Consider the following 21,926-nt stretch of genomic DNA (forward strand, 5'->3'; position numbering starts at 1 on the left):
TTCCATGTGTGTAGGAATTCCGGCCCAGGTGATTGAGACAGGCGATTTTGTAGCCCGGTGTCGCAGTCGCAATGGCGAAGAACAGATCAATATGATGCTGACCGGGCCGCAACCGGTGGGAACCTGGCTGCTGACATTTCTCGGTTCTGCCCGAGAGGTGATCAGTGAGGAGGATGCCCGTCATATCGATCAGGCCCTGGATGGTTTGAGCGCCATAATGAGCAATGAACCCGATATTGATGTTGACCACTATTTTCCCGGCTTGGGGCAATCCTAAGTCGTCGCAAACGAGAGTTATGATGCAAGACCTGGAAAAACTGACCCAGCAGATTGAGACCGTCTTCAGGGGAATAGAACAAGAGCAGATGCAGGATATACCTTTGCTCAACCCGGCATTGAAGGTAGAAACCATCGGCTTTCAAGATTATCAAGGTCGTTCTGTTGGGGTTCTCATTACGCCCTGGTTGATGAATCTGGTGTTGTTTCCAGGTGATGACGATGATTGGAGTGACCTGAAACTGGGAGATAACTACCACCACCGTCTGCCTGCCAACGAATATCGATTCATGGTCAATGAAATAGAGGGCATAGGTATCTGCCAGACTCATCCTCTCTATTCACCAATGCATGAATTTATGGATCAGGATCATGCAGTGGCAGCTGCTGAAAACTTTATGAAGACCTTGATGGTAGAAGTTGAAACACCTGACAACGATCCCCATGATGAGGCGCTTTTGGGGCGTATTCTGCGTGGTGAGGAGATGGCAGAAGTGGAGATGGATGGTTTTGCCCTTGCCGAAACGAAATGCAAGCAAGAGGGGGGTAGTGCCGAATCGTCGGAACAAGAACTCCTCTCGAGACGGGAGTTTCTTCGAGGCGGCGCTTGATCCTAAGAACCATCAGGCATAAGCCCCTGTCGAGACGAAGTTCCTAAAGCCTGTTAACAGGCTTTAAGACAACAAACAAAGTCAGCCACACCTGTCAGTTGCGATAAGCTGAGACAGAGATGGCAGTAGTATGTAATGCCCTCTCGAAAATTATCTATACACTTTCAACATACTTTGTCAGCAAGCCCTGAGTGTGGGGGTATTGAGTGTTTGATATATAAGCTACTAATTGTATAGGAATATTTTGTATATATGATTTGAAAAGTCCGCAACGATCTGCCCTCTATATCGCCCCTTTGGCTCCATTTGAAATTTTACAAAACAGTGAACAGATTAAACTTTTAAACATTTTATGGTTTTTTTTGTGTTGCAATTCACAGTATACTTCCACAACTTAGGAATCGATTGCGGCGCGTATGTTTGTAATCTCGAAGGAACGATTTCTATTCAGGATCAATTGATAAATGTTTAAATAATCAGGGAGTTAGCGCTTTTACTTTGTCGCTGTTTTCACTCTTTTACTAAATCAATGGATTGAACTTTGAACTATAGCCAACATATCTCTCTCCGACATTGAAAGACTTTCTGCCGTCATCTCAGGTCATATTCCATGAGCCACGAAATCAGGGACTTACACTTCCCGAAGCGGTGGAGCCTGAACGGTGGGCAACACACTTGGCTTATCTCTCAGCGCGTGAACCCGCTAACCTGGTCAACCACGTGCGCAGGGTCTATTTACATCTTGCCCGGAAAGAGCCAGACGCACTCTATGGTGCCCTACTGGATCTCTTCCTGATTCTGGGCGATAAAGGTGCGAGTCTTCGCAAGCGCTTACTGAAAATGAGCAAAAGAGAGTTGCCTCGTGACCGATATACTCTTTTTGCAACACATTGGAAACAGGGTTTAAAAGGCAATCAATCATTTCCCATCAGTCAATACTCCGTACTTGGAAACTTTGTGAAGGGTGAGCTTAATCTCATCGATGAGGGGGTATCTGCAGAGCAGAAGAGTGCAAAATATATAGACCCACTCGATTTAGCTAAGGAAGAGCTGACCTTTGGTGATGTAACTGTAGCCCAGGAAATACTCGAATCGGCAATCATGGAAACACCAACCAGGATGGGGCTTCACTACAGTTTGCTCGAAGTCTACAAACATTCCCGTTCATTAAGTGATCTGTTGACGATGCAGGATCATTTAGGTGAACACGTCAGTATCGCTCAGTCTGCATGGAATCAGACACGCCAGTATTTGGAATCCCTGGGGTCTTAGATGTTACCCGCTAATAATGAACCAATGGGAATAGCTTTACTCGGCATGAGTCGTAAAGATAAGCCTATGATGGAGTTGTTTCTGCAAAGAAACTGGTCGAGTAATTGTATTGTGGTGCCAGAACATCAAGCCAAATTGTGTATTCTTGATCTGGATGGAATCGAAGGAAGAAAGTTACTGCAACAGCAACAAGACCAATATAATGAGAGGCCGTTAATTGTACTTTCCGTGCATGAAAAGGAGATTGATGGAGCAAGGGTTTTGCGCAAACCTCTACGTATGGATTCGCTCAAAGGGGCAATTGAAATATACCGTAGTGAGTTGATTCAACGTCCCACAGTATCAGAGAACCAAAAGCCAATAACCTCCTCGAAATCCGCTCGATGGAGAAGAACGCCATCTTCAACCATTAATCAAAATACCGATACCAATGAGAGGCGGGAAGTACTACCTGATGCGACCTCTCAGGCGCGTATTATTCAGCGCGCATGTAGCTTGTCTATTGGTACAAGTGACCTGGATAACAAGGACTTCATTAATGGTATGTACTATCAGCATACCTCTAATTTACAGGATATTCTTAAGCAAGCAATAGATCGGTGCAGAAGAGAATCACAGCCAATACGATTGAGTTTTCAGGATGGAAAATCGGTCACACTGTTGCCTCAATCGAATCTTAGCGTTACCGATTTGAATGATGTCAAACTAAGGCCTCGATGTCTTTTAACCTTAAATTCCAACCAAATCACGATTGAGCCATCACTCAATAATGAGACCCATCTATTGCGATCCTATGATGCATTACCATTACCAATTGATGCTTTGTTGTGGAAAGTTACGCTATGGAGTTCACGAGGACGATTGCCAATGGGAGCAAGTACCAACGTGGCGGTAGGACTTCGTCAGTGGCCAAACCTGACCCGCTTGTTTTCAATTCCTGAGTTTTTCAGAATCGCTGCACTATGGTCAAAGACACCATTATCGATTGCGCGGACTGTTGATACATTAAATATCGAATACGGATATGTCTGTGCATTCTTTAGTGCTTGTTACGCCCTGGATTTGATACAGGTTCATGATGCTGATTATATTCAGAGTGTGTCAGAAGATAGCGACTCTAGAAAAGTTTTAAAATCAGGAATTCTCAGAAGATTACTGCGTCGTCTGCGAGCAGTATAACCAGAGCAGTTAAAAGGGTTATTAGGAAACGATGGCTGAACATAAAATAATATTCACTGGACCAGTTGGTGCTGGTAAAACTACGGCAATCAGTGTTTTGTCGGATATTGCAACTATAACCACTGATGAAGCTGCAAGTGATATGACCAAGGATCGCAAAGAGATGACTACTGTTGCGATGGATTATGGCCTGATGCATTTAAATCAGACTGAGCGCGTTCATCTATACGGTACGCCTGGCCAAGAGCGATTCAATTTCATGTGGGAGGTATTGACTCAAGGAGGATTGGGTTTAGTGCTGCTCATCGATAATTCACGTAAAGAGCCATTTCAGGATCTCTCATTTTTTCTCGAGGCTTTCAAAAGTTTTATTCATAGCACATCAGTGACAATTGGGGTCACGCGAATGGATAAAAAGGACTCACCAGAAATAGATGACTATCATCGAGAGGTATCCTCCATGGGTTGGCCTACCTTACCAATAATGGAGGTTGACGCCCGTGAAAAGGAAGATATGTCCCTATTGGTGCAATCTCTTCTCTACACTCTAGACCCGACAATTACAGAGTGAATTAATGAATCTGAGCATGAAATCAGGTCTCTATCTTGAGGCAACCCCTGCAGGCGCCTTCTTCGCAACCTGCTCAACCCGTGATGAACCGGCAAGACGACTTTTACTGGGTATCATGAGTGAAGAGAGATCTCCCGCATCCGATATATCACGCTTTAGTTTGTGGAGTGGGCAGTCTGATAGCGATGCGTTGGAGCTTGTGAAACGTCTGCAGGAGTTACAGTGGTTGACGGGGGCAAGTGAGCCGCTGTCAGTTCCAACTGGTCCATTGGAGGAAGTTCTACCTGGTTTGCTGGCTCAGGTATCGATAGATGGAAAGGCGTTACTTGCAGATGATCAGGGATTTTATCTGAGCACAAGCGGCATACCGCATGAAGCCGCTGAGGCGATCTCAGCTGTAAGTGCTGATTTAAGCTCCCTTTACGACCGTCATCAACGACTTTTGATAAATAATCTAGGGATAAATGAACAGGCTTGGTCATTGACAGATTCTGCGGGGAACAGCCAGTTCGGTTTTTGGCCGCTCTATATAGGGGATCAACGATTTGTACTTGTGATTCAAGGGCGTCCAACACTGAATCAACCAGCCTTTCGTGATCTGGTTTGGGTACTCACCTTGCGTTACTCGGAAACTTTTCATTTAAGGGAAAGCAACAATAATGGCTGATATCGATTTTGAAAAACTAATGAAATACTCCAAGCAGTTTTCTGGATTAACAGCTGAGATGGAAGAGATTCTTGCTGAACTGACAGATAAGGTGAGTCCCCATCTTATCGAGGTAACCGATAGCTTTTATAGTGTTCTGTTGGATATACCCAAGGCAGAACCATTTCTCTCCGGACGCGTTGAGTCACTTAAGAAGACTCATATCCAATGGCTGGAAACTGTATTCAGTGGGCCGTTTGATGTGAGCTATGTCGAGGCTATGTACCATGTTGGCGATGTACATGTGAAAGTTGGATTGCCTGTCGAGTTTATGGCTGGAGCGATGTCGTTGGTCGCTACACGTATAAATCAACTGCTTGGTAACACTTTTGTTGATGATCCTGCGCGCCTTGTTAAGGCAGTAACTGCAGTAAATGCAGTTCTTGGATTTACGCTGATGATTATGCAGCAATCATATGAATCATCACGTTTGGCTGAAGAGCTAGAGAAATTTTTGAAAATTACCGGTATGAGCCGGACTTTGTTTGATAATCTTGCTAGTGCGTACACAAAGTAACGCCAAAGCAATAAATATGCTATTTGAAGGAGCAAACGACAATGCGTGAAGATATGCTGGCATCTATTCTTAGTGATCTCAACGGGAGTTCAGCTGATATAGAGGCGTCTGCTGTTATATCTACAGATGGATTAATTATGGCCTCACTGTTACCTGCAAATCTGGATGAAGATCGTGTTGGTGCAATGAGTGCAGCAATGCTCTCACTTGGAGATAGAACAGCCTCAGAACTCTCACGAGGCGATTTAGAGATGGTGCTAATCAAAGGAAATCAAGGTTATGTAGTCATGACCCATGCCGGTCAGGAAGCAGTTGTTTCAGTACAGGCAAAGTCGACTGCAAAACTTGGATTGGTTTTTTTGGATATTAAGCGCGCTGCGGAAGCAATCAGCAAACTTATCTGATAAATGTTGGTGCTAGGGGCACTAGGGGCAGGAGCCAGACAGCCAATAATAGATGGCTGTATTGGTTCTTAAGCCTAACATTAAATCAGTGCTTAACTTGTATGTCAGGTTGATAAGTTATAGCAAATGTCTGCAGAAAAGAGCCATGTTGAACTCTGATCTATGAAGGAGCCTGAATAGTGCGTGACATGGAACCGGCTGATACCACAGGGGATTTCAGTGAAAAGATCCTTGTGTTTGCTGATGGGAGTAGGCGCAAAGTACTGGTAACTGAAAAAGAGACTTTACTCAGAGATGGTCACCTGATTGTCTCCCGTACAGATCCGAAAGGTGTGATTACACATGTAAATAACACATTTGTTGAGATGTCTGGCTACAGTGAAGAGGAATTGGTTGGAGAACCTCACTACATATTACGGCATCCGGACATGCCTGCGGCAGCTTTCAAAGATCTCTGGGTAACTATACAAAAAGGGACTAAATGGCATGGCTATGTGAAAAATCTTCGCAAGGATGGTGGTTACTATTGGGTATTTGCCACGGTTATCCCCAATATTCGAAAAGGCGAAATAGCCGGTTACACATCAGTACGCAGGAAGCCTGCACGTAAGAAAGTACTAGAGTGTATTAAACTATATCCAAATCTTTAATAACATATGTCTGATATATCTTACCAAATGACTGTGAGTCCGGATTTTACACCTGATCATATATCTGGTTGGTTTATATTTAACACCTGGTTACAGAAGACCTTGGGTGTTGGGATTCACTTGGAGCTATATGATAACTTTTCGTCGCAACGTAGGGCAATAGTTGAAGACGAGATAGATCTGATATATGCAAACCCATACGACGCTTCCATGTTGGTCAGAGAAAAAGGTTTTTTGCCAGTCGTCAGGCCAAGTAAATTCTCAGATGAGGCGATCATAGTCGTCAATAAGGATCATCAGGCGCAACAGATAGAAGATCTACCCAAAGGGATATCTATTGCTGCAACTGAGGATCCTGATGTAAATCTTATCTGTGAAATTATGCTGGAACCGGCTGAACTAAACGTCAGAAATACTAAAAAAATTACTATTTCCAGTTATCCTTTAGTGGCAAAGGCATTGATTCAGAATAAGGCAGATGTAGGCTTTTTTCTACATGATGCATATAATTCGCTTTCTAATCTGACAAAGAGAGAGCTTCGTCCTTTGGTTAGTAGTGAAATACAGGTGATACATCATGTATTGATGGTGGGACCTCGTATGACTACCATTAAAGATAGATTACAAGAAGTTCTGACCGGAATGACAGAGAAACCAAGAGGTGCTGGTGTTCTCAAGGCTATGAATTTTGCAGCCTGGGAAGCTATGGATGGTGAAGAAATGGAGTTTATGATTGATTTAATGGATACCCTAAGCTACCAGCCAGAATAGTATAAAATAGTTTTTTGATGTAGTTAAAAGACACTATTAAGATAAAACAGACTTTTCATTCGAGATAGTCAGGTATTCAGAAAAGTTATCCTCCTGCATCGGTTTTGCGTAAAAGTAACCTTGAGCATAATTGACGCCTAAATTGTTTACATATTTAGCTTGATCACTTGTTTCAACACCCTCAGCGATTATCGACATACCAAATTTCTTACCCATCAGCACAATTGTCTCTGTTAAGGCTCTATTGTCCTTATCCTCTGGTAAATCTTTGATAAAAGATCGATCAATTTTCAAGTGATTGAGGGGGAATTTCTTTATATATGCCAGGGAGGAGTAGCCAGTACCGAAATCATCTATTGCAGATTTAATACCTAATGTTTTTAGATGATTGAAGTTATTTAAAACTTCATTATCGCCTTTTAATATAAGGTTCTCAGTAATCTCAATACAAAGACCGACTCCTATATCGGTTGCCTGTTGATTGATCCGGGATATTGCTTTTGTAAATGAGGCATCACAAAAATAGTTTGGTGGTACGTTAACGGATAACCAAAAGTTTAATGGTTTGTCGGGCCATGAGTTGGCATCTTCAAGTATTTTCTGGAATAACCAATCAGTAATAGGTCGAATTAATCCTGATTGTTCTGCAATGGGAATAAACTGGTTGGGGGGAACATTGCCAAGTTCTTTGTTATTCCAGCGTAATAATACTTCTGCACCAACAATATCTCCGTTTTCTGTGGATACTATCGGTTGATATACTGGATAGAATTCATTTGATTCAAGCGCCAGACTTAAGTTGTTCTCAAGAGTAATTTTTTCGGTAACTTTTTTATTAAGCTCTTTTGTGAAGAATCTGAAGGTATTGCGACCAGCATGTTTGGCATCATACATTGCGATGTCTGCATTGCTCATCAGTGAACTTACAGAAGTGCCATCATCTGGATATATCGCAATGCCCAAGCTTGAAGATATTGTTACTTCTCTGTTGTTGAGGAATAAAGGAGTTTCAGTTGCAATCAGAAGTCTACTGACAACTCGTTCCAAGTCTGTAGAGAGATTAGTAACATCAGGAATAATCGCTAAAAATTCGTCTCCGCCAAGGCGAGCCAGGGTGTCCTCGGTTCTAAGTTGCTCCTGTATCCTTTTTGCAACCTTAATTAGTAGTTCATCACCAACACTATGTCCCATCGTGTCATTGATATTTTTAAAATTATCCAGATCTATGTAGATGATTGCTACATATGAATCACTTCTTTTTGCACGTTGTAGAAGCTGTTCCAGGCGGTCAAAGGCGAGGAATCTATTAGGCAGTCCGGTAAGTTGATCATGCGTGGCCTGTTCTACTAATCTCTCCTCAATGGCCTTCTGTTCTGTAATATCCTCTTTGACGGCCAGGTAGTGGGTTGTAATGTTATTATCATCCCTGATAGGAGCTATAACTGCAGACTCCCAATAAATTGTGCCATTTTTTCTTTTTGTGCAAAATTCGCCTTTCCAAACTTGACCGTTTTCAATCGTCTCCCACATCTGATTAAAAAGCTCTTTGTCATTGGTATCTGCACCTAACATTCGTGTATGTTCGCCAATGACTTCGACTGAAGAGTAACCGCTGATTTCAGAGAATTTAGGGTTCGCATACTCAATAATTCCATTTAGGTCTGTAATTAAAACAGACGCGGGACTCTGTTCAACCGCTAAAGATAATTTCTTTAACTCCTCAGATGCTCTTTTTCTTGATTTTATCTCTTGCTCCAGCTTTATATTTATCCCGATTAGCTCTTCCCTGTCCTCCTTGATCTCCTCTCTCATGGTGTTGAAGCTATGGGCTAATCTACCTAACTCATCGTATGCGAGAATAGGTACATCACTATCTAAATTACCGCTAGCAACCCTTGTTGCGCCAGCGGTTAAAGCATTTACAGGGTTAAGCACCTGGAATTTAAATATTACAAATAGTATCGAGCCTAAAAATACTACAATTAAACTGAATATTTCGATTAATTTTATACTGGCAATGCGAGTTATTAACTCGATTCTTGATGTGTCAAGGCCAATTAAAAGCCACCCCAGTTTAATATCTTCATCCTTGATCTCAAACTTCATAGTGATCAGGTCTGAATTAGGCGTGTTGGAATATAGATAATAATTCGAATTATTGGATACCCATTGCTGTAGTTCAGCAAGATCCACATCATCAGGTATTAAGGTGGTTATTGGTAGATTATCCTCAGAAAGTATTAATGCATATCTGACATCAATATCATTTGTAATTTGTTTTACAAAGCTATCAAGTCTTGTTACGTCATAACTATAAAGTGCATCAGGACTAATCAAAGCAATGAATTGGCCTAAGGCGTTTGCTTTTCCGGTAAGGCTTTTTTTTAAGTGTACCTGTTGAGTGTTATATATGTAGAGTGTCGCTCCGCTAAAAGTGATAACAAGAATTACACTTATCCATAATATAAACTTTAATCTTAAGCTGCTGTTAAATTTTAAAGCCACTGGATCTACTTCTTGCTTTTACTATCAATTGGCATACACTGAATCAATAATAATTCGATGAGCGTCATAGTGCCAATCTGCTGCGGGGTTGAAAGCAGATAACCGTGCTCTTTTAAGGACTTCTTTGCCCTCCTTGCTTGTGTTCATCTTTAACATGAGGTCCGTTATACGAGTTCTTAAATTACTATCCATTTCAAGTTTCACCGCCCAGGGTAAATGAGGGAGAGCTTCACTTACTGCAATGAGGTTCAGATCCTTTATATCTATTTTATTTGTAACCAATGGTAAGCGGCTAACAATTTCTCCAGCACCACCGGCATCAGCTTGTCTTTGAAAGGTTGCCAAAACTGCATTCGGGGGATTAGAGGCGAAGGATTCCTTATAGTCACTTTTTTTCAGTCCTGCTCCACGTAGTAAGTAGGTGGGTACGATATAGCTCATCATTGCTCTTTTACCGCCACCAAATAAGATATTTTTACCTTTTAATTGCTCTAGGTGCTCAATACCGGAGTCACGCCTGACATATATTGCACCACGGATAGTCTTTTCTCCAAATTCCTCATTTTGAGCGATAACGTCATAGTTGAGTCTCTTGTGGGCATTGATGTACTCAAATTGATTGAAATGTACAAGATCATATCGTCTCTCCTCTAAACGTTTTAGGAAGACATTAAAATTTGGAGAGAGCTCAAGCTTTACAGGACGTTGAAGCTCTTTTTCAAGGTATTTGGCGAAAGGGCGGAACAATTTAGCGGTAACTGCCGCATCTCGTCTGGGAAATATACCTACTGTCAGAGGTTCAGCAAAAGCAGTATTGAAAAAGTCGATAGCGATCAGAATAGTAACGAGAAAGGCTTTCAGAATGCAGCGAAAATGACCTGAATAGTCAGTGAGATGTGTCATGGCAAATATCTGTTGTTTGAATACGGATACTCTGATCCATGAGAATGGCGCTCTATTTTAGTACTATCGGCAATAGTAATTCTAACTTGAGGATAATTAAGGATTTTCATCTAAATAGTAATATAGAGGTGATCTAAAAGACCCGATGCTAAAATCAATGAAAGTAACTTTTTGTGCTCTTCTATATTAAGATATAGTAACGTGTTGAAAATACAAGTAAATCGTAATATATACAGGGTGAATCTGTTAGAAAATTATAAATAAGTAATAGACCGATTACCGATAATTGATCTTCTCAGATGAGCAAATAGAAGATTTAAAGCGATAAGTCGTGATTGCAAACGTAGATATACTCATCAAAAAGTTCAGCTTAATAAATAGTAATCGAATGAGGCTCATGATTTAAATTTTCCACCAAGCTCCTCATTCATAGTATATCTCAGTAAGCCCTTACTGGTGCGGCAGGGCCGCACCCTACGATTGATCATGGCTTTTGGGGAGGGATGTCACACCCACAATATAATCGCCAAGATCGAACAGCAAGGTAGCCTGGATTCCGTTGCACTTCATCCAGGCTACGGGCTGCTCACTACCAACCACAAGTACAAAGGATATTGCAGTTCAATTGGTAGCACTGTTGGAGCTGCCTTCAAGTGATGATGATGTTGAAGAACAAGGGTGTATAACAACAGATTATATTTTTCTGCCCAAAGAAGTGATAAATAGAAGTGACATAGTCACAGGTAGGGTGGGGCCATGCCCCACCAATAGTGGTAGGCAATTCACTACTCACAGATAGTTGCTGGTTATCTTGAATGCCATTAGATTTGAATGGTTTCTGATACATAACCCGAAAAGGTGCGGCAGGGCCACACCCTACGACTTATGCGATTGGTGTAGGTGACTTCAACCTAGGCGGTCATCAGCCACTCTGTATACAGGGTCTTCCATCATGTTGACTTCAACCAGGTCTCCAGCTTTGACGAGCAAATTCTGGCACTCCTGACTGAGATGGCGAATATGCAAGGTCTTCTGTTCGCGCATATATCGTTCAGCCAAGCTATCTATGGCCTCAAGTCCGGAGTGGTCAATAACACGTGCATCGGCAAAATCAACAATAACCTCATGCGGGTCATTCTTTGGATCGAAAATGTCAGCGAATGTCTGAACTGAGCCGAAAAACAGAGGGCCATGTAAGTGGTAGTATTTGATGCCGTATTCGTCGACTTTGATCTCGGCAACCATCTGCTTGGCATGCTGCCAGGCAAAGACCAATGCTGAAACAATGACACCTACCACGACTGCGATGGCAAGATCAGTCAATACGGTAACCACAGCGACCAGAATGCCCACAAATGTATCTGCGAGCGGGATTCTGCCAAGTAGGCGAAAGCTGGCCCACTCGAATGTACCCATAACCACGATGAACATGACGCCAACCAGCGCAGCAATCGGTATCACCTCAATTAGGCTGGATCCGACTAAGATAAACAACAGCAGAAACAGAGCGGCAGTGATTCCAGAGAGTCGACCACGCCCCCCAGAGTTGATGTTGATCATACTTTGACCAATCATTGCGCATCCTCCCATACCACCAAACAGTCCGTTGACTGTATTACCCACGCCCTGACCAATGCACTCTCTATTCCCCTGTCCACGGGTTTCGGTCAATTCGTCGATCAGGCTCATGGTGAGCAGGGATTCAATCAGTCCAACGCCTGCCAGAATAACGGAATATGGCAGTATGATATGCAGTGTGTCGAGATTTATCGGTACCATAGGGATATGAAAGGAGGGTAGTCCACCCGCAATAGTGGCATTAATGTCTCCGGAGAGATCCCGTAGTACATCCTGGACTGTGCGCGCATCGAGGTTGAACACTGTTACCAGTAGAGTAATTGTGACAATGGCTACCAAAGAGGCTGGAATCGCTGAAGTCAATTTTGGCAGGTAGTGAATGATTGCCATGGTCAAGGCAATTAAGCCCAGCATCGTCCACAGGGGTAGGCCTGTCATCCAAACCAAATTGCCTTCAGGGTCAGCGATCTGGAATTGCTTTAACTGTGCCAGGAAGATGACTATCGCAAGACCGTTGACGAAGCCAAGCATCACAGGATGAGGCACAATGCGAATGAATTTCCCAAGGCGTAAAATTCCAGCCAGAATCTGAATGATTCCAGCCAGCAATACCGCTGCAAATAGATATTCAACCCCGTGTTCTGCAACTAAGGCAACCATCACTACTGCCATTGCCCCGGTAGCACCTGAGATCATGCCGGGACGACCACCAACTATGGCGGTAATGATGCCCATCATAAAAGCGGCATAGAGGCCGGTTAGGGGCGTCACACCTGCCACGAAGGCAAACGCAACTGCCTCGGGAACCAGGGCAAGCGCGACAGTCAAGCCTGAAAGTACGTCGTTCTTGACGCACTGTTTACCCGGGCAGGTCAGTTGAAACATGGGTTTTCCTCAGGGAGAGTGTAAAAAGTCGTGAAGTATATCAGGGTTAGCTAATGTAGTTAATAGCTATCTACTGAGTCTGCTCCTGCTTACTGCAAAAAACTGAGCTGTTATTAACCCTCCTGGTGGACAAGGATACTCTTAGTCTTTGGTGCCTTGGTGAGGTAGGGTTCAACCCTGCACTGAGACAATATTAAGCATTGCCTTTCTCTATCTTGAATCAAGTTATTTTAGTAACGAAATGTGTCTCGGCCTGATTTCGGGGACTTATATATTTATCTCGGGGAAGATTGAGCTTGTCTCTCATAAAACCGAGTGAACCGGGATTTGATAGGGGCTGGAGAGGATAAAACACATATTTTGTGTGTGAGTATATAACTTGCTTCATATTGCTGATTGCATATATGTATGTAGTGCAGATGAGAAGTAATCATTATAAAAACCAAAGGAGTCTTTGATGAGCAATCAACAAGAAAACCAGAACGAGGGCATCTCCCGGCGAGATTTATTAATTGGTGCAGGTGCGGCAGCGGTGTTGAGTAGTAGCGCTGCACAATCGATGGAGCATATGCATGGGGATCATGCCGGACACCGTCATGAGGATCATGCACCCAAACACGATGATCTTGTCAATGCGATTAATGGATGCCTGGACAGTGGGCAGCGTTGTATTTCCCACTGTTTTGTTGCATTTAAAGAAGGTGACTTGACCTTGGCAGATTGCGCTGCCAAGGCTAATGAGATGCTGGCAATCTGTGAAGGTTTTTCCTACCTGACGACCTCGAACTCAGGACACAGTCAAGCCTATGCAAAGATATGCAAGGCCGTATGCGCTGAGTGCGAAGATGAATGCAATAAGCACAAAGATAAGCATATGGAGTGTAAAGCGTGTGCAGAGGCGTGTGAGAAGGTTGTGAAAGCGATTGATAAAGCCTTTGCGTAAGCGTCTGCATCAATACCCAGCATCCCAAGGATATAGAGGTTAACGCCCTTTACATCTCAATCTCTCCGAGCCCCTGGTGCACCCTCTCTCTCATCAAGTGAGAGGGGTGTTGCGCCAGCTTCTCGAGTAAGAAGAGTTAGCTGAGCAGCAGTCAGTCACTATAGTAAACTACCAATCCTCGCTGAGTTGGATGTTGTCTCCTGTTTTGGCTGGCTGCTGATTAGTGGTCTGAGCAGGTGTCCCGTTTACACAGCTACGAAACTGGTCAGTGCTTTCACTTGCAGATATACACTGCAACATATCGTGAGAACCTTGAATACTGACATCAAGATAATTAACTATTTTTTGATTGGTTTCACTTGAATAGAGCAGACTCTTTGCAGATTCTGATTTTAGGTTGAGGATATTTTGAGAAGGGTTGATATGGTTCAGTACATCTCTCTTCAGTTTATCTGGCATTGCTGTTGTGCATTGGTTAAAGCCTGATTCATCCTTGGCGTTTTTAAAGCAGGATTTGGACTTATCCATCATGGAGAGGCCGCTATTCAGAATGGCGATTAATTTGGCTTTTAATTCATCATTGGTGAGCTGATTGGCTGGTGGTGCTTGGCAGTATCCCTGTAGGGGAAGACTGAATATAGCGAGCGCTATTATACTGGAAGTCCATTTCATTAGATTGTCTCCATGAGCTAAAACCTCACTACGATTCTGTTAAATGAGGTATGTTTGATCGGAGACCTAATGTACCCCAACATCATACACGATATCAATTGCTGTGGGATCGATCAGCCAGGCCTTGTTTTGCTGCCAGGGTGGGACCCACTGACAGTTAAGCTGACAACGGAATGGTTCGTCTCAAATCGAAGTTAACGGCTCGTAAAGCCAGGGGGCACAAGCATTTAATAGAGGTGCCCTTAAGATTACTATGTCATCGTTCTCTGAATGCACTGTCCATGCCTCGACTGACAGGCCGCATGAGATAGTCAAGGATGGTCTTTTCTCCTGTAAGTATCTCAGCAGTTACTGTCATCCCTGGAAGTACCTTGAGTTGATCGGGATTCTCACCTAAATAGTTCTTATCCAGAATGACTTCAGCTCTATAGTAAGGATTCTGGTCCTGGTCGAGATAGGTAGAGGCGGAAATTTGTCGTACTGTACCTTGCAGGCTTCCAAATCGGGAGGAGTCATAACTGGCAAATTTGATATCTGCAGATTGATCTATATGTACATGTCCTATGTCTTGCGGCAAAATTTTTGCCTCGACTATCAGCTCATCCGCAACAGGTACCAGTTGCATAATGACTTCACCTGGTGCAACCACTGCATTGTTACTGTTTATGGTCAATCCTTTTACAATACCATCTATCGGTGCTTTTACCTGAAGACGATCGAAGCGATCGCGAAGCTGGATCAGAGTGCCTTCCACCTCTGCAAGTTCTGATGCTACAGTACCGGCTTCCAGTTCAATCTCTTTATTGTGTCGGCTGAACAGCTCCAATTTACGTTGCTTACTCTCTTCCAGTTCTGTCTTTGCAACGGCAATACCATCGACAGTTTTTCTCAGGGCGCTCTCTGCTTCAGCCAGGCGTGAGCGGGCGCTGAGTAATTCTGTGCGTGATACGGTGCCTTTTTTCGCAAGGGATTGCCTGATAGAAACCTGCTCTTTGTAGATTGTCAGCTCATTGCGTAAGGATTTTACCTGGTTTCGTTGGCGCGTCAGTTCATTTTTCCGCTGACTGATCTGACTTTCAATGACTGCGAGTTCGCTTTCTAATCCATTGACCTGCGCCAGATAAATTGTCTTCTGTTTGGCGGCAAGATCAGAATAGTTTCCCTGCATACTACTGAAGTCTGGATCACGTTTTTCTACCAATGCCTGCAACCTTTCTCCCTGTAATTGCAAGCTTATTTTGCGTGTTAGCATTTGCTGAAGATCAGAGTTGGAAGATGAGGGGGAAAAGTTGACCAGGATCTCTCCTTGTCTAACCTGGTCACCATTGCGTACATGTAGCTGTCTGACTATACCGCCTTCAAGATGTTGAATATTTATTATCAAATCAGAAGGAATCACTTCACCATCCGCTATGGCGATTTCACTGACCCTGGTTTGAGCTCCCCAGACCACAAGTGATACGAATAGAAAAATACTGACCACTATGGCTGCGCTCAGAGTACGTGAGGGGTTTACCTCTTCCAACTGAATTGCTTGTGCCAGGTAGTGCGCCCTTGCCCTGGGCAAGCTTGCTGTACTCTCTTGAGCAAAAACAATGCTGTCTTCTTTCATGCCACACTCTCCAAAACCAATTGGATCGCCTTATCCGGGGTACCCGAAAATATCTGTGAGCCCTGATCCATTACAATGACTTTATCAGCCAGTCTCACATGACTAGGTCTGTGAGTAACCATTATGATTGTTTTCTTGCCTTTAACTTTTGCCAGCTGCTGCATAAATCGTTCATCACTCTCAATATCCAGTGAAGCACCTGGTTCATCAAGCAAAATAATAGGTGCTGAACGTAGAAAAGCTCGTGCCATGGAGAGACCACGGGTCAGTCCAGGGGGTAAATGATCTGTTGTGTTGTCACCTATCCGAGTATCGAATCCTTTTGGGAGTTGCTCAATTTCATCGAGAATGCCAGCCTGTTTGCATGCCTGGTGTAGCTCTTTATCGGTGGACAATACATTATTAAGCCGGAGGTTCTGAGCAACAGTGCCGTGGAAGAAATTTGGGTTCTGCGGTACGTAGGCGATGGCGCGACGAAGGTCCATGGCGTTGAGTTGTCTGATATCAAATTCGTCTATAGAGAGAGAACCGGCCTGGGGCTTATACATGCCTGCGATAAGTTTAATCAATGTTGACTTACCGGAACCGGTTTGTCCCATGATTGCAAGCATCTCTCCTGGTTCTACGTGGAGTGTGATGCCCAGCAGTGCAGGATCACTATTCGGGCCATAGCGAAAACTGACGCGATCAAGATTAATGCGCCCCTTGAGTTCTGTAAGCATCAATGATGAGCGGCTACTGTGACGTTCTACATTCAGTTTCATCAACTGATTAATCTGCTGAATGGTCTTTGAGACCTGCTCAAAACGACTGAAGCTGAGAAAAACGCTTTGTAGTGGCGCCAATACACGCCAGATCAGTGCCATGGTGGCAATTAAGGCACCGATACTCATTGAGCCTTCAATTACCAGGTAGGTTCCGATGGCAATCACCGCTACGCCTGACAGACTCATTGCACTTTGTGCAAAGGCATTGATAATCGCGTTCGATACAGTTGTTCGATAATTTGCAGTTACCGCTTCACCTGAGAACTCGCGATAGCGTTCCCACCATGTGGTCTCACCGCCTACACCTTTGATTTCGTAGCGTCCATTCAGCGTTTGCATCTGCATTCGCTGTTTGTCTGTGCGTGAACTGGAAGCATGGGTGACCCGGTGAGCACTTGCTGGTATCCAGAGTGCACCAAAAGCAGCATAGATTAGCAGCATCACCACAGGAACCAAGGCAACCGGTCCAGCGATAAATCCAATGACAATAACGAACATCAGGACGAATGGCAGCTCAAGCAGCAGTGTGGCATTGGGTCCGGTAAAGAAGTCACGTACTGAGTCAAATTGCTTTAGTCTGGAGAGCTGAGCGGTCATGGTTGATCGCTCTGTAAACAGGGGTGGTAGATGCAGGATCTGCTTGAATGTCTCAACGCCAATCAGATAGTCGAGTCGTCCGGCGATATTTCCAATGATACGGGCGCGCAGGTATCGCAACGCCATATCAGCCAGTAGCGCTGCTCCAATTCCGGCTACCATCCAGGGTAGGGCGTCGACCGATTTAGAGCCAATGACTTTATCGTACACCAACATGATGAACAGGGGCACAGCCATCGCTACAAGGTTGATCAAAAAACTCATTGAAAGCAGGTGCCAGACCAAGCCTTGGAAGCGCCTCATCAATCGGGTAAACCAGGCTTCTCTTGATTTGCTCTCGGTAAAGCCATGAGTACTATGCGTGTCGGTGAAGTAGTAGGCTGTGCCCTTGAGGGATTTCAGAGGTAATGTTTTATGTTCACCGGCGTTAGCATCGTAGAAGTCGATGTTATCGCCTTTATGCTCTTCGAGTACAAGGATTTCTCCTTTGCGTCCTAAGAAAAGGCATGGATAAAGTTCTTTGCGAATATTCCGCAGGTCTATTTTTTCAAATGTACTTTCATAGCCCAGATTAACCAGGATGTTTCGCAGGTCAACCAGATCGATAGAGTCGGTGAAATGTGGCAAAGCCTCGATTAATTCACGGGCATAATGGTGCCAGCCCAAGGCCTTAAGCAGTGGCATCAGACAAGCAGCAAATGGAGAATCCAGATGGATATCCTCTACACGATTATGCCTGAGTGCATCTGCCAGTACTTCACTGAGAATAGGCTTATGGTTATCTCTATCGCCACTCATTTTTTAACTACCGTTCTTGGTATGCTCTGCTTCTGCTCATGCAGCCTTCCATCTCGCAGTTCATACTGTTTGTCGCAGATACGCAGAAAAGAGGGACGATGAGATACGATGACCAGGGTGCGCTTTCCCTTCATCTTTTTAATCAGCTGCATCAATTTGGCATCATTTTTAATATCGAAGTTCGCATTGGCATCATCGAAAAGAATAACGTTGGGGTGTCCGATCAATGAGCGAACCATGACGATTTTTTGTCGTACACCTTCTGAAAGTGTATTGACAGCAGATCCTCCTATCGGTGTATCCAGACCCTCTGGCATGCGAGCAATGATCTCACCCAAACCCAACTCTCTGGAAAGCTCCATCGCCTGATCGACCGCCTCTCCTTCCCGGAAAAGGGTCATGTTCTCCAGAATAGTGCCCTCGTAGAGCATGCCGTACTGGGGCATGAAACCAATTTGCTGACGAAGAAACTCCTGCCTGTATGACTTGATACTGCGTCCATCCAGCAATACCTCACCCTGCTGTGGATGCATGAACCCAGTCATTATCGAGATTAATGTGCTTTTACCGACACCGTTGTTACCAGTGATGCCAACCGAACCTCCGGCTGGAATGTGCAGGGAAAGTTCATTCAGGAGCCATGACTCCTGGCTGGGATAACGGAACTCTATTTTGTTTAGTCTGATATCCCCTTCCAGGGGATCCGGGCCGTTATACTCACCAGATGTTTCTGCCGGCATGCAATCAATTTCACGGCGGCGTTCCAGGGAGAGACGGACACTCTGAAATTGTGTCCACAAGCCCATTGCTTTCAGCCCTGGTTGCAGTACACGTCCGGTCAGCATAGTGCCGGCAGCAAGCGCGCCTACAGTCAAATCCCCTGATATGACTGAGAAGCTTCCAAGGCTGACAAAACTGACCATTGCGACTTGTGAAAATGTGCTGCCAAATCCATTCACCACACTGTTGATATGGGCCAGTTTGCGAACACTTTCGGCAGATTGGGTTTGCAGGCGCTCATATCGACGCAACATTAGCGCCTCCATGGCCATGGATTTCACTGTATGGATACCACTCAAAACCTCTATCAAAAAGTTCTGCCGACGTGAATCAGTGGTATTTCTGGCTTTTAAGGCAAGATGGAGCTGTCGTCCCAGTACTAACGACACTGCAGCGAAAATAGCGAGCAGAACGATAGGGATCTGTACCAGTTCACCACTGATAAACCAAATCAGTGTTAAAAAGAGGATCAGGAAGGGAAAGTCCATCAGTAGCAGCATGGATTGACCGGAATAGAATTGATTGATCTCCTCAATTGATTGCAGGCGATTGAGATACTCTCCGCTGGTCTCCCGGTTAAAGGCGAGGGTATCGGTATGTAACACCCGATGCATGGCATCCATACTCTGCCGATGTTCGAACCTAGCGCCATTCCAGGCAAGAATTGCGGAGCGAAAGATTCTCAGCAGCGCCTCCAGCATAACCACACCCAGCATACCGATCATCAATGCCATGAAAGTTCCAAAAGCCTGATGTGGAATGATGCGGTCATAGACCTGCAGCACCACCATTGGCATGGCGAGTGCGAGGGTATTGATACCCAGCGAAGCCAGGAGTACATCGGGTCTTCGCCAACCACGCGGTATTGAGAAACCGGATGAACTGTACATTATTTATCTGTTTTTAAGAGTGCTTAGCCTAACGACCGGGTTTTGGTCAATGTTTAATCAATAAAGTCACTACAGATATCGACAGCTTCAGGAATTTATTTAATAGAGCGCCCGATAAAACAGAAGATTTTAGTGCCATCTGCCGATAACCATCAGAGTGATAATTGAAACAAGAAATAATCGGCTTCGGGAAATAAATTCCTTTCAAGTGAGGCGACATGGCTGAAAAAATCAGTGAAAACAGTGGTTCACTGGAAGAGCGAAAGCAAGCAACAAAGGATCTATTTGAACGGGATATTTCACCTGAGGTAAACCGTAAAGACCTGGATGCAGACAATATTTTAGGTAACGATTATCATGAGGTTGCTCAAAGTGATGTGGCAATGCCCAGCAAGGTAATCGAGGATGATAATGAAGTAATTGAAAATAGTGGGAATTTTAGTCAAAGTGATTTTGATGAGTCGCTCGATGTCGCTCTTACAATAGACCACTCGGACGCTCCCTCCCATGATCAAGGCCGTCAGAATTCAAGCGAATCCCATACTACAGATGTAGCTATAGAAAGCACTGATTCTACACCACCTCCCAACGGACTTTTACCTGAACAAAGAGCCTATACAGCAACAACAGTTCCCGAAAATCAAGAACAACAAAACAGCGAAACATACATTCAGGGTGACATTTCCCCTATACCACTGAATATTGAAACGGCTGATATCTCCTATCAGATCCCGACCAGCCAGTCACAAGAAGCCGGAACCACTGATGATGAGATGTCGACCGAAGCTCCGACTGTAGTGAGTCATGGAGATTTGGTGATAGCCCGCTTGGTGACCAGAGATGAGACGACAGGTGAAACATACTCCTATCAGCTGATAGGTGAAAGCAATGATCTGTTTGAAATTATTGATAACCAACTTCTGATCAAAGACGGGATAGATTTCGACGTAGCTCTGCATGCATCTCATACACTTGTAATTCAAGTGACAGACTCTTCTGGGAACACTCATCAAGAGTCGGTTGAAATTGATATTGATAATACAACTGAAGAGCCTGTAATAAGAATATCAACTCCTGTGGATGAAACCGGGCCGAGAGAAGAGCCAAACACCCCACTAGTTCCTGAAACACAGACACCTCCCGAGGGAGTAACCTATACCTTAGCCGACAATGAAGTCGCTCCAGCAGGATTTATTCTCAACGAAGATGGTAGTTACAGTTTTGACTCAACCCATGAGGCGTATCAGCATCTTGGTTTAGGTGACACCCAGACATTCAATATTCCAGTGACAGTTACAGATGAGACGGGCGCTACGAGCACTACTGAAATTCAGATATCGGTAACTGGAACAAATGATCTACCGCTAGCAGAAATGGTTGCCTTTGATTCTGTTTCTGAGGGTGACCCAATCATAGAGGGACAGGTTACTGCAACTGATATTGACGATAATTCAATATTAACATTCGCTCTATCCGATAGTTCTGATTCACCCCCTGGATTTGTCATCAACGAAGATGGCCACTATAGCTTTGATGCTTCCAGTTATAGCGGGTTAAGTGCAGGTGAGATACAGGCAATCGAAATACCGATTTCTGTAACAGATGAACACGGTGGAACAGCGGAGACGCTACTCACCATTACTGTGACAGGAACTAACAATGCACCGGTAGCTGTTGCTACGGAGGTATTAACAGGTCAAGGAGAACTGGTTACTGGGCAGATGGAGGCCAGTGATATTGACCTGGCAGATGGCCAAGTGCTGACCTTTTCAACCCAGGCCGAAGTTGAAGGCTTAATACTTAGTGAGGATGGTGTATTCAGTTTCGATCCATCAAGCTATGAAGAATTGGGTGCTGGAGAAACTGAAACTATAGAAGTACCTGTAACCGTTACTGATGATCAAGGTGCTATCGCAGAGACCACTCTGACAATTACAGTTACTGGAACCAATGATGCGCCAGTCGCTGAAGCTCATGAGTCTTCAGTAGATGAAGGTGAACTTGTAACTGGACAGCTGGAAGCCAGTGATGTTGATCTG

Annotated in this window: 19 protein-coding genes; 12 read left to right on the forward strand and 7 right to left on the reverse strand. The window is 44.2% G+C overall.

Translation table 11 applies throughout. From position 1 onward, the window contains the following. Positions 1-4: 4 nt before the first annotated feature. The 10 genes from AC4IE7_RS03745 (at position 5) to AC4IE7_RS03790 (ending at position 6,957) form a co-directional block, all read left to right on the forward strand. Positions 5-277: a HypC/HybG/HupF family hydrogenase formation chaperone gene (locus AC4IE7_RS03745; protein WP_490775463.1), complete on the forward strand. Its 273-nt coding sequence runs from the start codon at positions 5-7 to the stop codon at positions 275-277. A gap of 19 nt (positions 278-296) precedes the next feature. Next, the gene (hybE, locus tag AC4IE7_RS03750; protein WP_490775464.1) at positions 297-887 is read left to right on the forward strand and encodes a [NiFe]-hydrogenase assembly chaperone HybE; all 591 of its coding nucleotides are present in this window, start codon (positions 297-299) and stop codon (positions 885-887) included. Positions 888-1,460: 573 nt separating this feature from the next. Further along, positions 1,461-2,159 (forward strand): type IV pilus assembly protein FimV, encoded by a 699-nt coding sequence (locus AC4IE7_RS03755; protein ID WP_490775465.1) that lies wholly within the window; start codon positions 1,461-1,463, stop codon positions 2,157-2,159. Then, positions 2,160-3,338, forward strand: coding sequence for a hypothetical protein (locus AC4IE7_RS03760; RefSeq protein WP_490775466.1), 1,179 nt, complete (start codon positions 2,160-2,162; stop codon positions 3,336-3,338). It begins immediately after the preceding gene. Positions 3,339-3,369: 31 nt separating this feature from the next. Beyond that, positions 3,370-3,909: a GTP-binding protein gene (locus tag AC4IE7_RS03765; RefSeq protein WP_490775467.1), complete on the forward strand. Its 540-nt coding sequence runs from the start codon at positions 3,370-3,372 to the stop codon at positions 3,907-3,909. 4 nt (positions 3,910-3,913) lie between these two features. Further along, positions 3,914-4,576 (forward strand): hypothetical protein, encoded by a 663-nt coding sequence (locus AC4IE7_RS03770; RefSeq protein WP_490775468.1) that lies wholly within the window; start codon positions 3,914-3,916, stop codon positions 4,574-4,576. Beyond that, positions 4,569-5,132 carry a protoglobin domain-containing protein gene (locus AC4IE7_RS03775; protein ID WP_490775469.1) on the forward strand — a complete coding sequence of 188 codons (564 nt, stop codon included), beginning with the start codon at positions 4,569-4,571 and terminating at the stop codon, positions 5,130-5,132. The genes AC4IE7_RS03770 and AC4IE7_RS03775 overlap by 8 nt, the downstream gene beginning before the upstream one ends. Before the next feature lie 41 nt (positions 5,133-5,173). Further along, positions 5,174-5,536: a roadblock/LC7 domain-containing protein gene (locus tag AC4IE7_RS03780; RefSeq protein ID WP_490775470.1), complete on the forward strand. Its 363-nt coding sequence runs from the start codon at positions 5,174-5,176 to the stop codon at positions 5,534-5,536. A 188-nt stretch (positions 5,537-5,724) separates the two neighbouring features. Continuing rightward, positions 5,725-6,186: a PAS domain-containing protein gene (locus AC4IE7_RS03785; RefSeq protein ID WP_490775485.1), complete on the forward strand. Its 462-nt coding sequence runs from the start codon at positions 5,725-5,727 to the stop codon at positions 6,184-6,186. 6 nt (positions 6,187-6,192) lie between these two features. Further along, positions 6,193-6,957, forward strand: coding sequence for a phosphate/phosphite/phosphonate ABC transporter substrate-binding protein (locus AC4IE7_RS03790; protein ID WP_490775471.1), 765 nt, complete (start codon positions 6,193-6,195; stop codon positions 6,955-6,957). Positions 6,958-6,993: 36 nt separating this feature from the next. On the opposite strand, the gene AC4IE7_RS03795 is transcribed toward AC4IE7_RS03790, so the two are convergent. The 3 genes from AC4IE7_RS03795 to AC4IE7_RS03805 form a co-directional block, all read right to left on the reverse strand. Then, positions 6,994-9,462: an EAL domain-containing protein gene (locus tag AC4IE7_RS03795; RefSeq protein ID WP_490775472.1), complete on the reverse strand. Its 2,469-nt coding sequence runs from the start codon at positions 9,460-9,462 to the stop codon at positions 6,994-6,996. 24 nt (positions 9,463-9,486) lie between these two features. Next, entirely contained in the window at positions 9,487-10,365 is an 879-nt protein-coding gene (locus tag AC4IE7_RS03800; RefSeq protein WP_490775473.1) for a phosphate/phosphite/phosphonate ABC transporter substrate-binding protein, read from the reverse strand. 906 nt (positions 10,366-11,271) lie between these two features. Then, positions 11,272-12,828, reverse strand: coding sequence for a SulP family inorganic anion transporter (locus AC4IE7_RS03805; RefSeq protein WP_490775474.1), 1,557 nt, complete (start codon positions 12,826-12,828; stop codon positions 11,272-11,274). A gap of 457 nt (positions 12,829-13,285) precedes the next feature. On the opposite strand from AC4IE7_RS03805, the gene AC4IE7_RS03810 reads away from it, so the two are divergent. Next, a complete protein-coding gene (locus tag AC4IE7_RS03810) occupies positions 13,286-13,771 on the forward strand; it encodes a four-helix bundle copper-binding protein (protein ID WP_490775475.1) in 486 nt (161 codons plus the stop codon). 168 nt (positions 13,772-13,939) lie between these two features. Here AC4IE7_RS03810 and AC4IE7_RS03815 read toward each other — a convergent pair whose 3' ends face one another. The 4 genes from AC4IE7_RS03815 to AC4IE7_RS03830 all read right to left on the reverse strand — a co-directional run bounded on the left by AC4IE7_RS03815 (position 13,940) and on the right by AC4IE7_RS03830 (position 19,887). Then, a complete protein-coding gene (locus AC4IE7_RS03815) occupies positions 13,940-14,443 on the reverse strand; it encodes a hypothetical protein (protein ID WP_490775476.1) in 504 nt (167 codons plus the stop codon). A gap of 256 nt (positions 14,444-14,699) precedes the next feature. Continuing rightward, positions 14,700-16,055, reverse strand: a complete 1,356-nt coding sequence (locus AC4IE7_RS03820; RefSeq protein ID WP_490775477.1) for an HlyD family type I secretion periplasmic adaptor subunit — start codon at positions 16,053-16,055, stop codon at positions 14,700-14,702. Continuing rightward, the gene (locus AC4IE7_RS03825; protein ID WP_490775478.1) at positions 16,052-18,217 is read right to left on the reverse strand and encodes a peptidase domain-containing ABC transporter; all 2,166 of its coding nucleotides are present in this window, start codon (positions 18,215-18,217) and stop codon (positions 16,052-16,054) included. The genes AC4IE7_RS03820 and AC4IE7_RS03825 overlap by 4 nt, the downstream gene beginning before the upstream one ends. Beyond that, positions 18,214-19,887, reverse strand: a complete 1,674-nt coding sequence (locus AC4IE7_RS03830; RefSeq protein ID WP_490775479.1) for a peptidase domain-containing ABC transporter — start codon at positions 19,885-19,887, stop codon at positions 18,214-18,216. Before AC4IE7_RS03830 ends, AC4IE7_RS03825 begins: the two co-directional genes overlap by 4 nt. Before the next feature lie 218 nt (positions 19,888-20,105). Between AC4IE7_RS03830 and AC4IE7_RS03835 the strand changes: the two genes are divergently transcribed. Further along, positions 20,106-21,926 (forward strand): VCBS domain-containing protein (locus tag AC4IE7_RS03835; protein WP_490775480.1); only part of this gene is annotated, 1,821 nt, incomplete at its 3' end.

Source organism: Candidatus Thiodiazotropha sp. AKAK3 (assembly GCF_058244645.1).

Excerpts from the sequence above, each read along its gene's own strand:
- AC4IE7_RS03810 (WP_490775475.1), top strand. The coding sequence starts at position 13,286 with ATGAGCAATCAACAAGAAAACCAGAACGAGGGCATCTCCCGGCGAGAT.
- AC4IE7_RS03830 (WP_490775479.1), bottom strand. The coding sequence starts at position 19,887 with ATGTACAGTTCATCCGGTTTCTCAATACCGCGTGGTTGGCGAAGACCC.
- AC4IE7_RS03785 (WP_490775485.1), top strand. The coding sequence starts at position 5,725 with ATGGAACCGGCTGATACCACAGGGGATTTCAGTGAAAAGATCCTTGTG.
- AC4IE7_RS03780 (WP_490775470.1), top strand. The coding sequence starts at position 5,174 with ATGCGTGAAGATATGCTGGCATCTATTCTTAGTGATCTCAACGGGAGT.
- AC4IE7_RS03815 (WP_490775476.1), bottom strand. The coding sequence starts at position 14,443 with ATGAAATGGACTTCCAGTATAATAGCGCTCGCTATATTCAGTCTTCCC.
- AC4IE7_RS03765 (WP_490775467.1), top strand. The coding sequence starts at position 3,370 with ATGGCTGAACATAAAATAATATTCACTGGACCAGTTGGTGCTGGTAAA.
- AC4IE7_RS03790 (WP_490775471.1), top strand. The coding sequence starts at position 6,193 with ATGTCTGATATATCTTACCAAATGACTGTGAGTCCGGATTTTACACCT.
- AC4IE7_RS03820 (WP_490775477.1), bottom strand. The coding sequence starts at position 16,055 with ATGAAAGAAGACAGCATTGTTTTTGCTCAAGAGAGTACAGCAAGCTTG.
- AC4IE7_RS03800 (WP_490775473.1), bottom strand. The coding sequence starts at position 10,365 with ATGACACATCTCACTGACTATTCAGGTCATTTTCGCTGCATTCTGAAA.
- AC4IE7_RS03770 (WP_490775468.1), top strand. The coding sequence starts at position 3,914 with ATGAATCTGAGCATGAAATCAGGTCTCTATCTTGAGGCAACCCCTGCA.
- AC4IE7_RS03805 (WP_490775474.1), bottom strand. The coding sequence starts at position 12,828 with ATGTTTCAACTGACCTGCCCGGGTAAACAGTGCGTCAAGAACGACGTA.
- AC4IE7_RS03775 (WP_490775469.1), top strand. The coding sequence starts at position 4,569 with ATGGCTGATATCGATTTTGAAAAACTAATGAAATACTCCAAGCAGTTT.
- hybE (WP_490775464.1), top strand. The coding sequence starts at position 297 with ATGATGCAAGACCTGGAAAAACTGACCCAGCAGATTGAGACCGTCTTC.
- AC4IE7_RS03760 (WP_490775466.1), top strand. The coding sequence starts at position 2,160 with ATGTTACCCGCTAATAATGAACCAATGGGAATAGCTTTACTCGGCATG.
- AC4IE7_RS03825 (WP_490775478.1), bottom strand. The coding sequence starts at position 18,217 with ATGAGTGGCGATAGAGATAACCATAAGCCTATTCTCAGTGAAGTACTG.
- AC4IE7_RS03745 (WP_490775463.1), top strand. The coding sequence starts at position 5 with ATGTGTGTAGGAATTCCGGCCCAGGTGATTGAGACAGGCGATTTTGTA.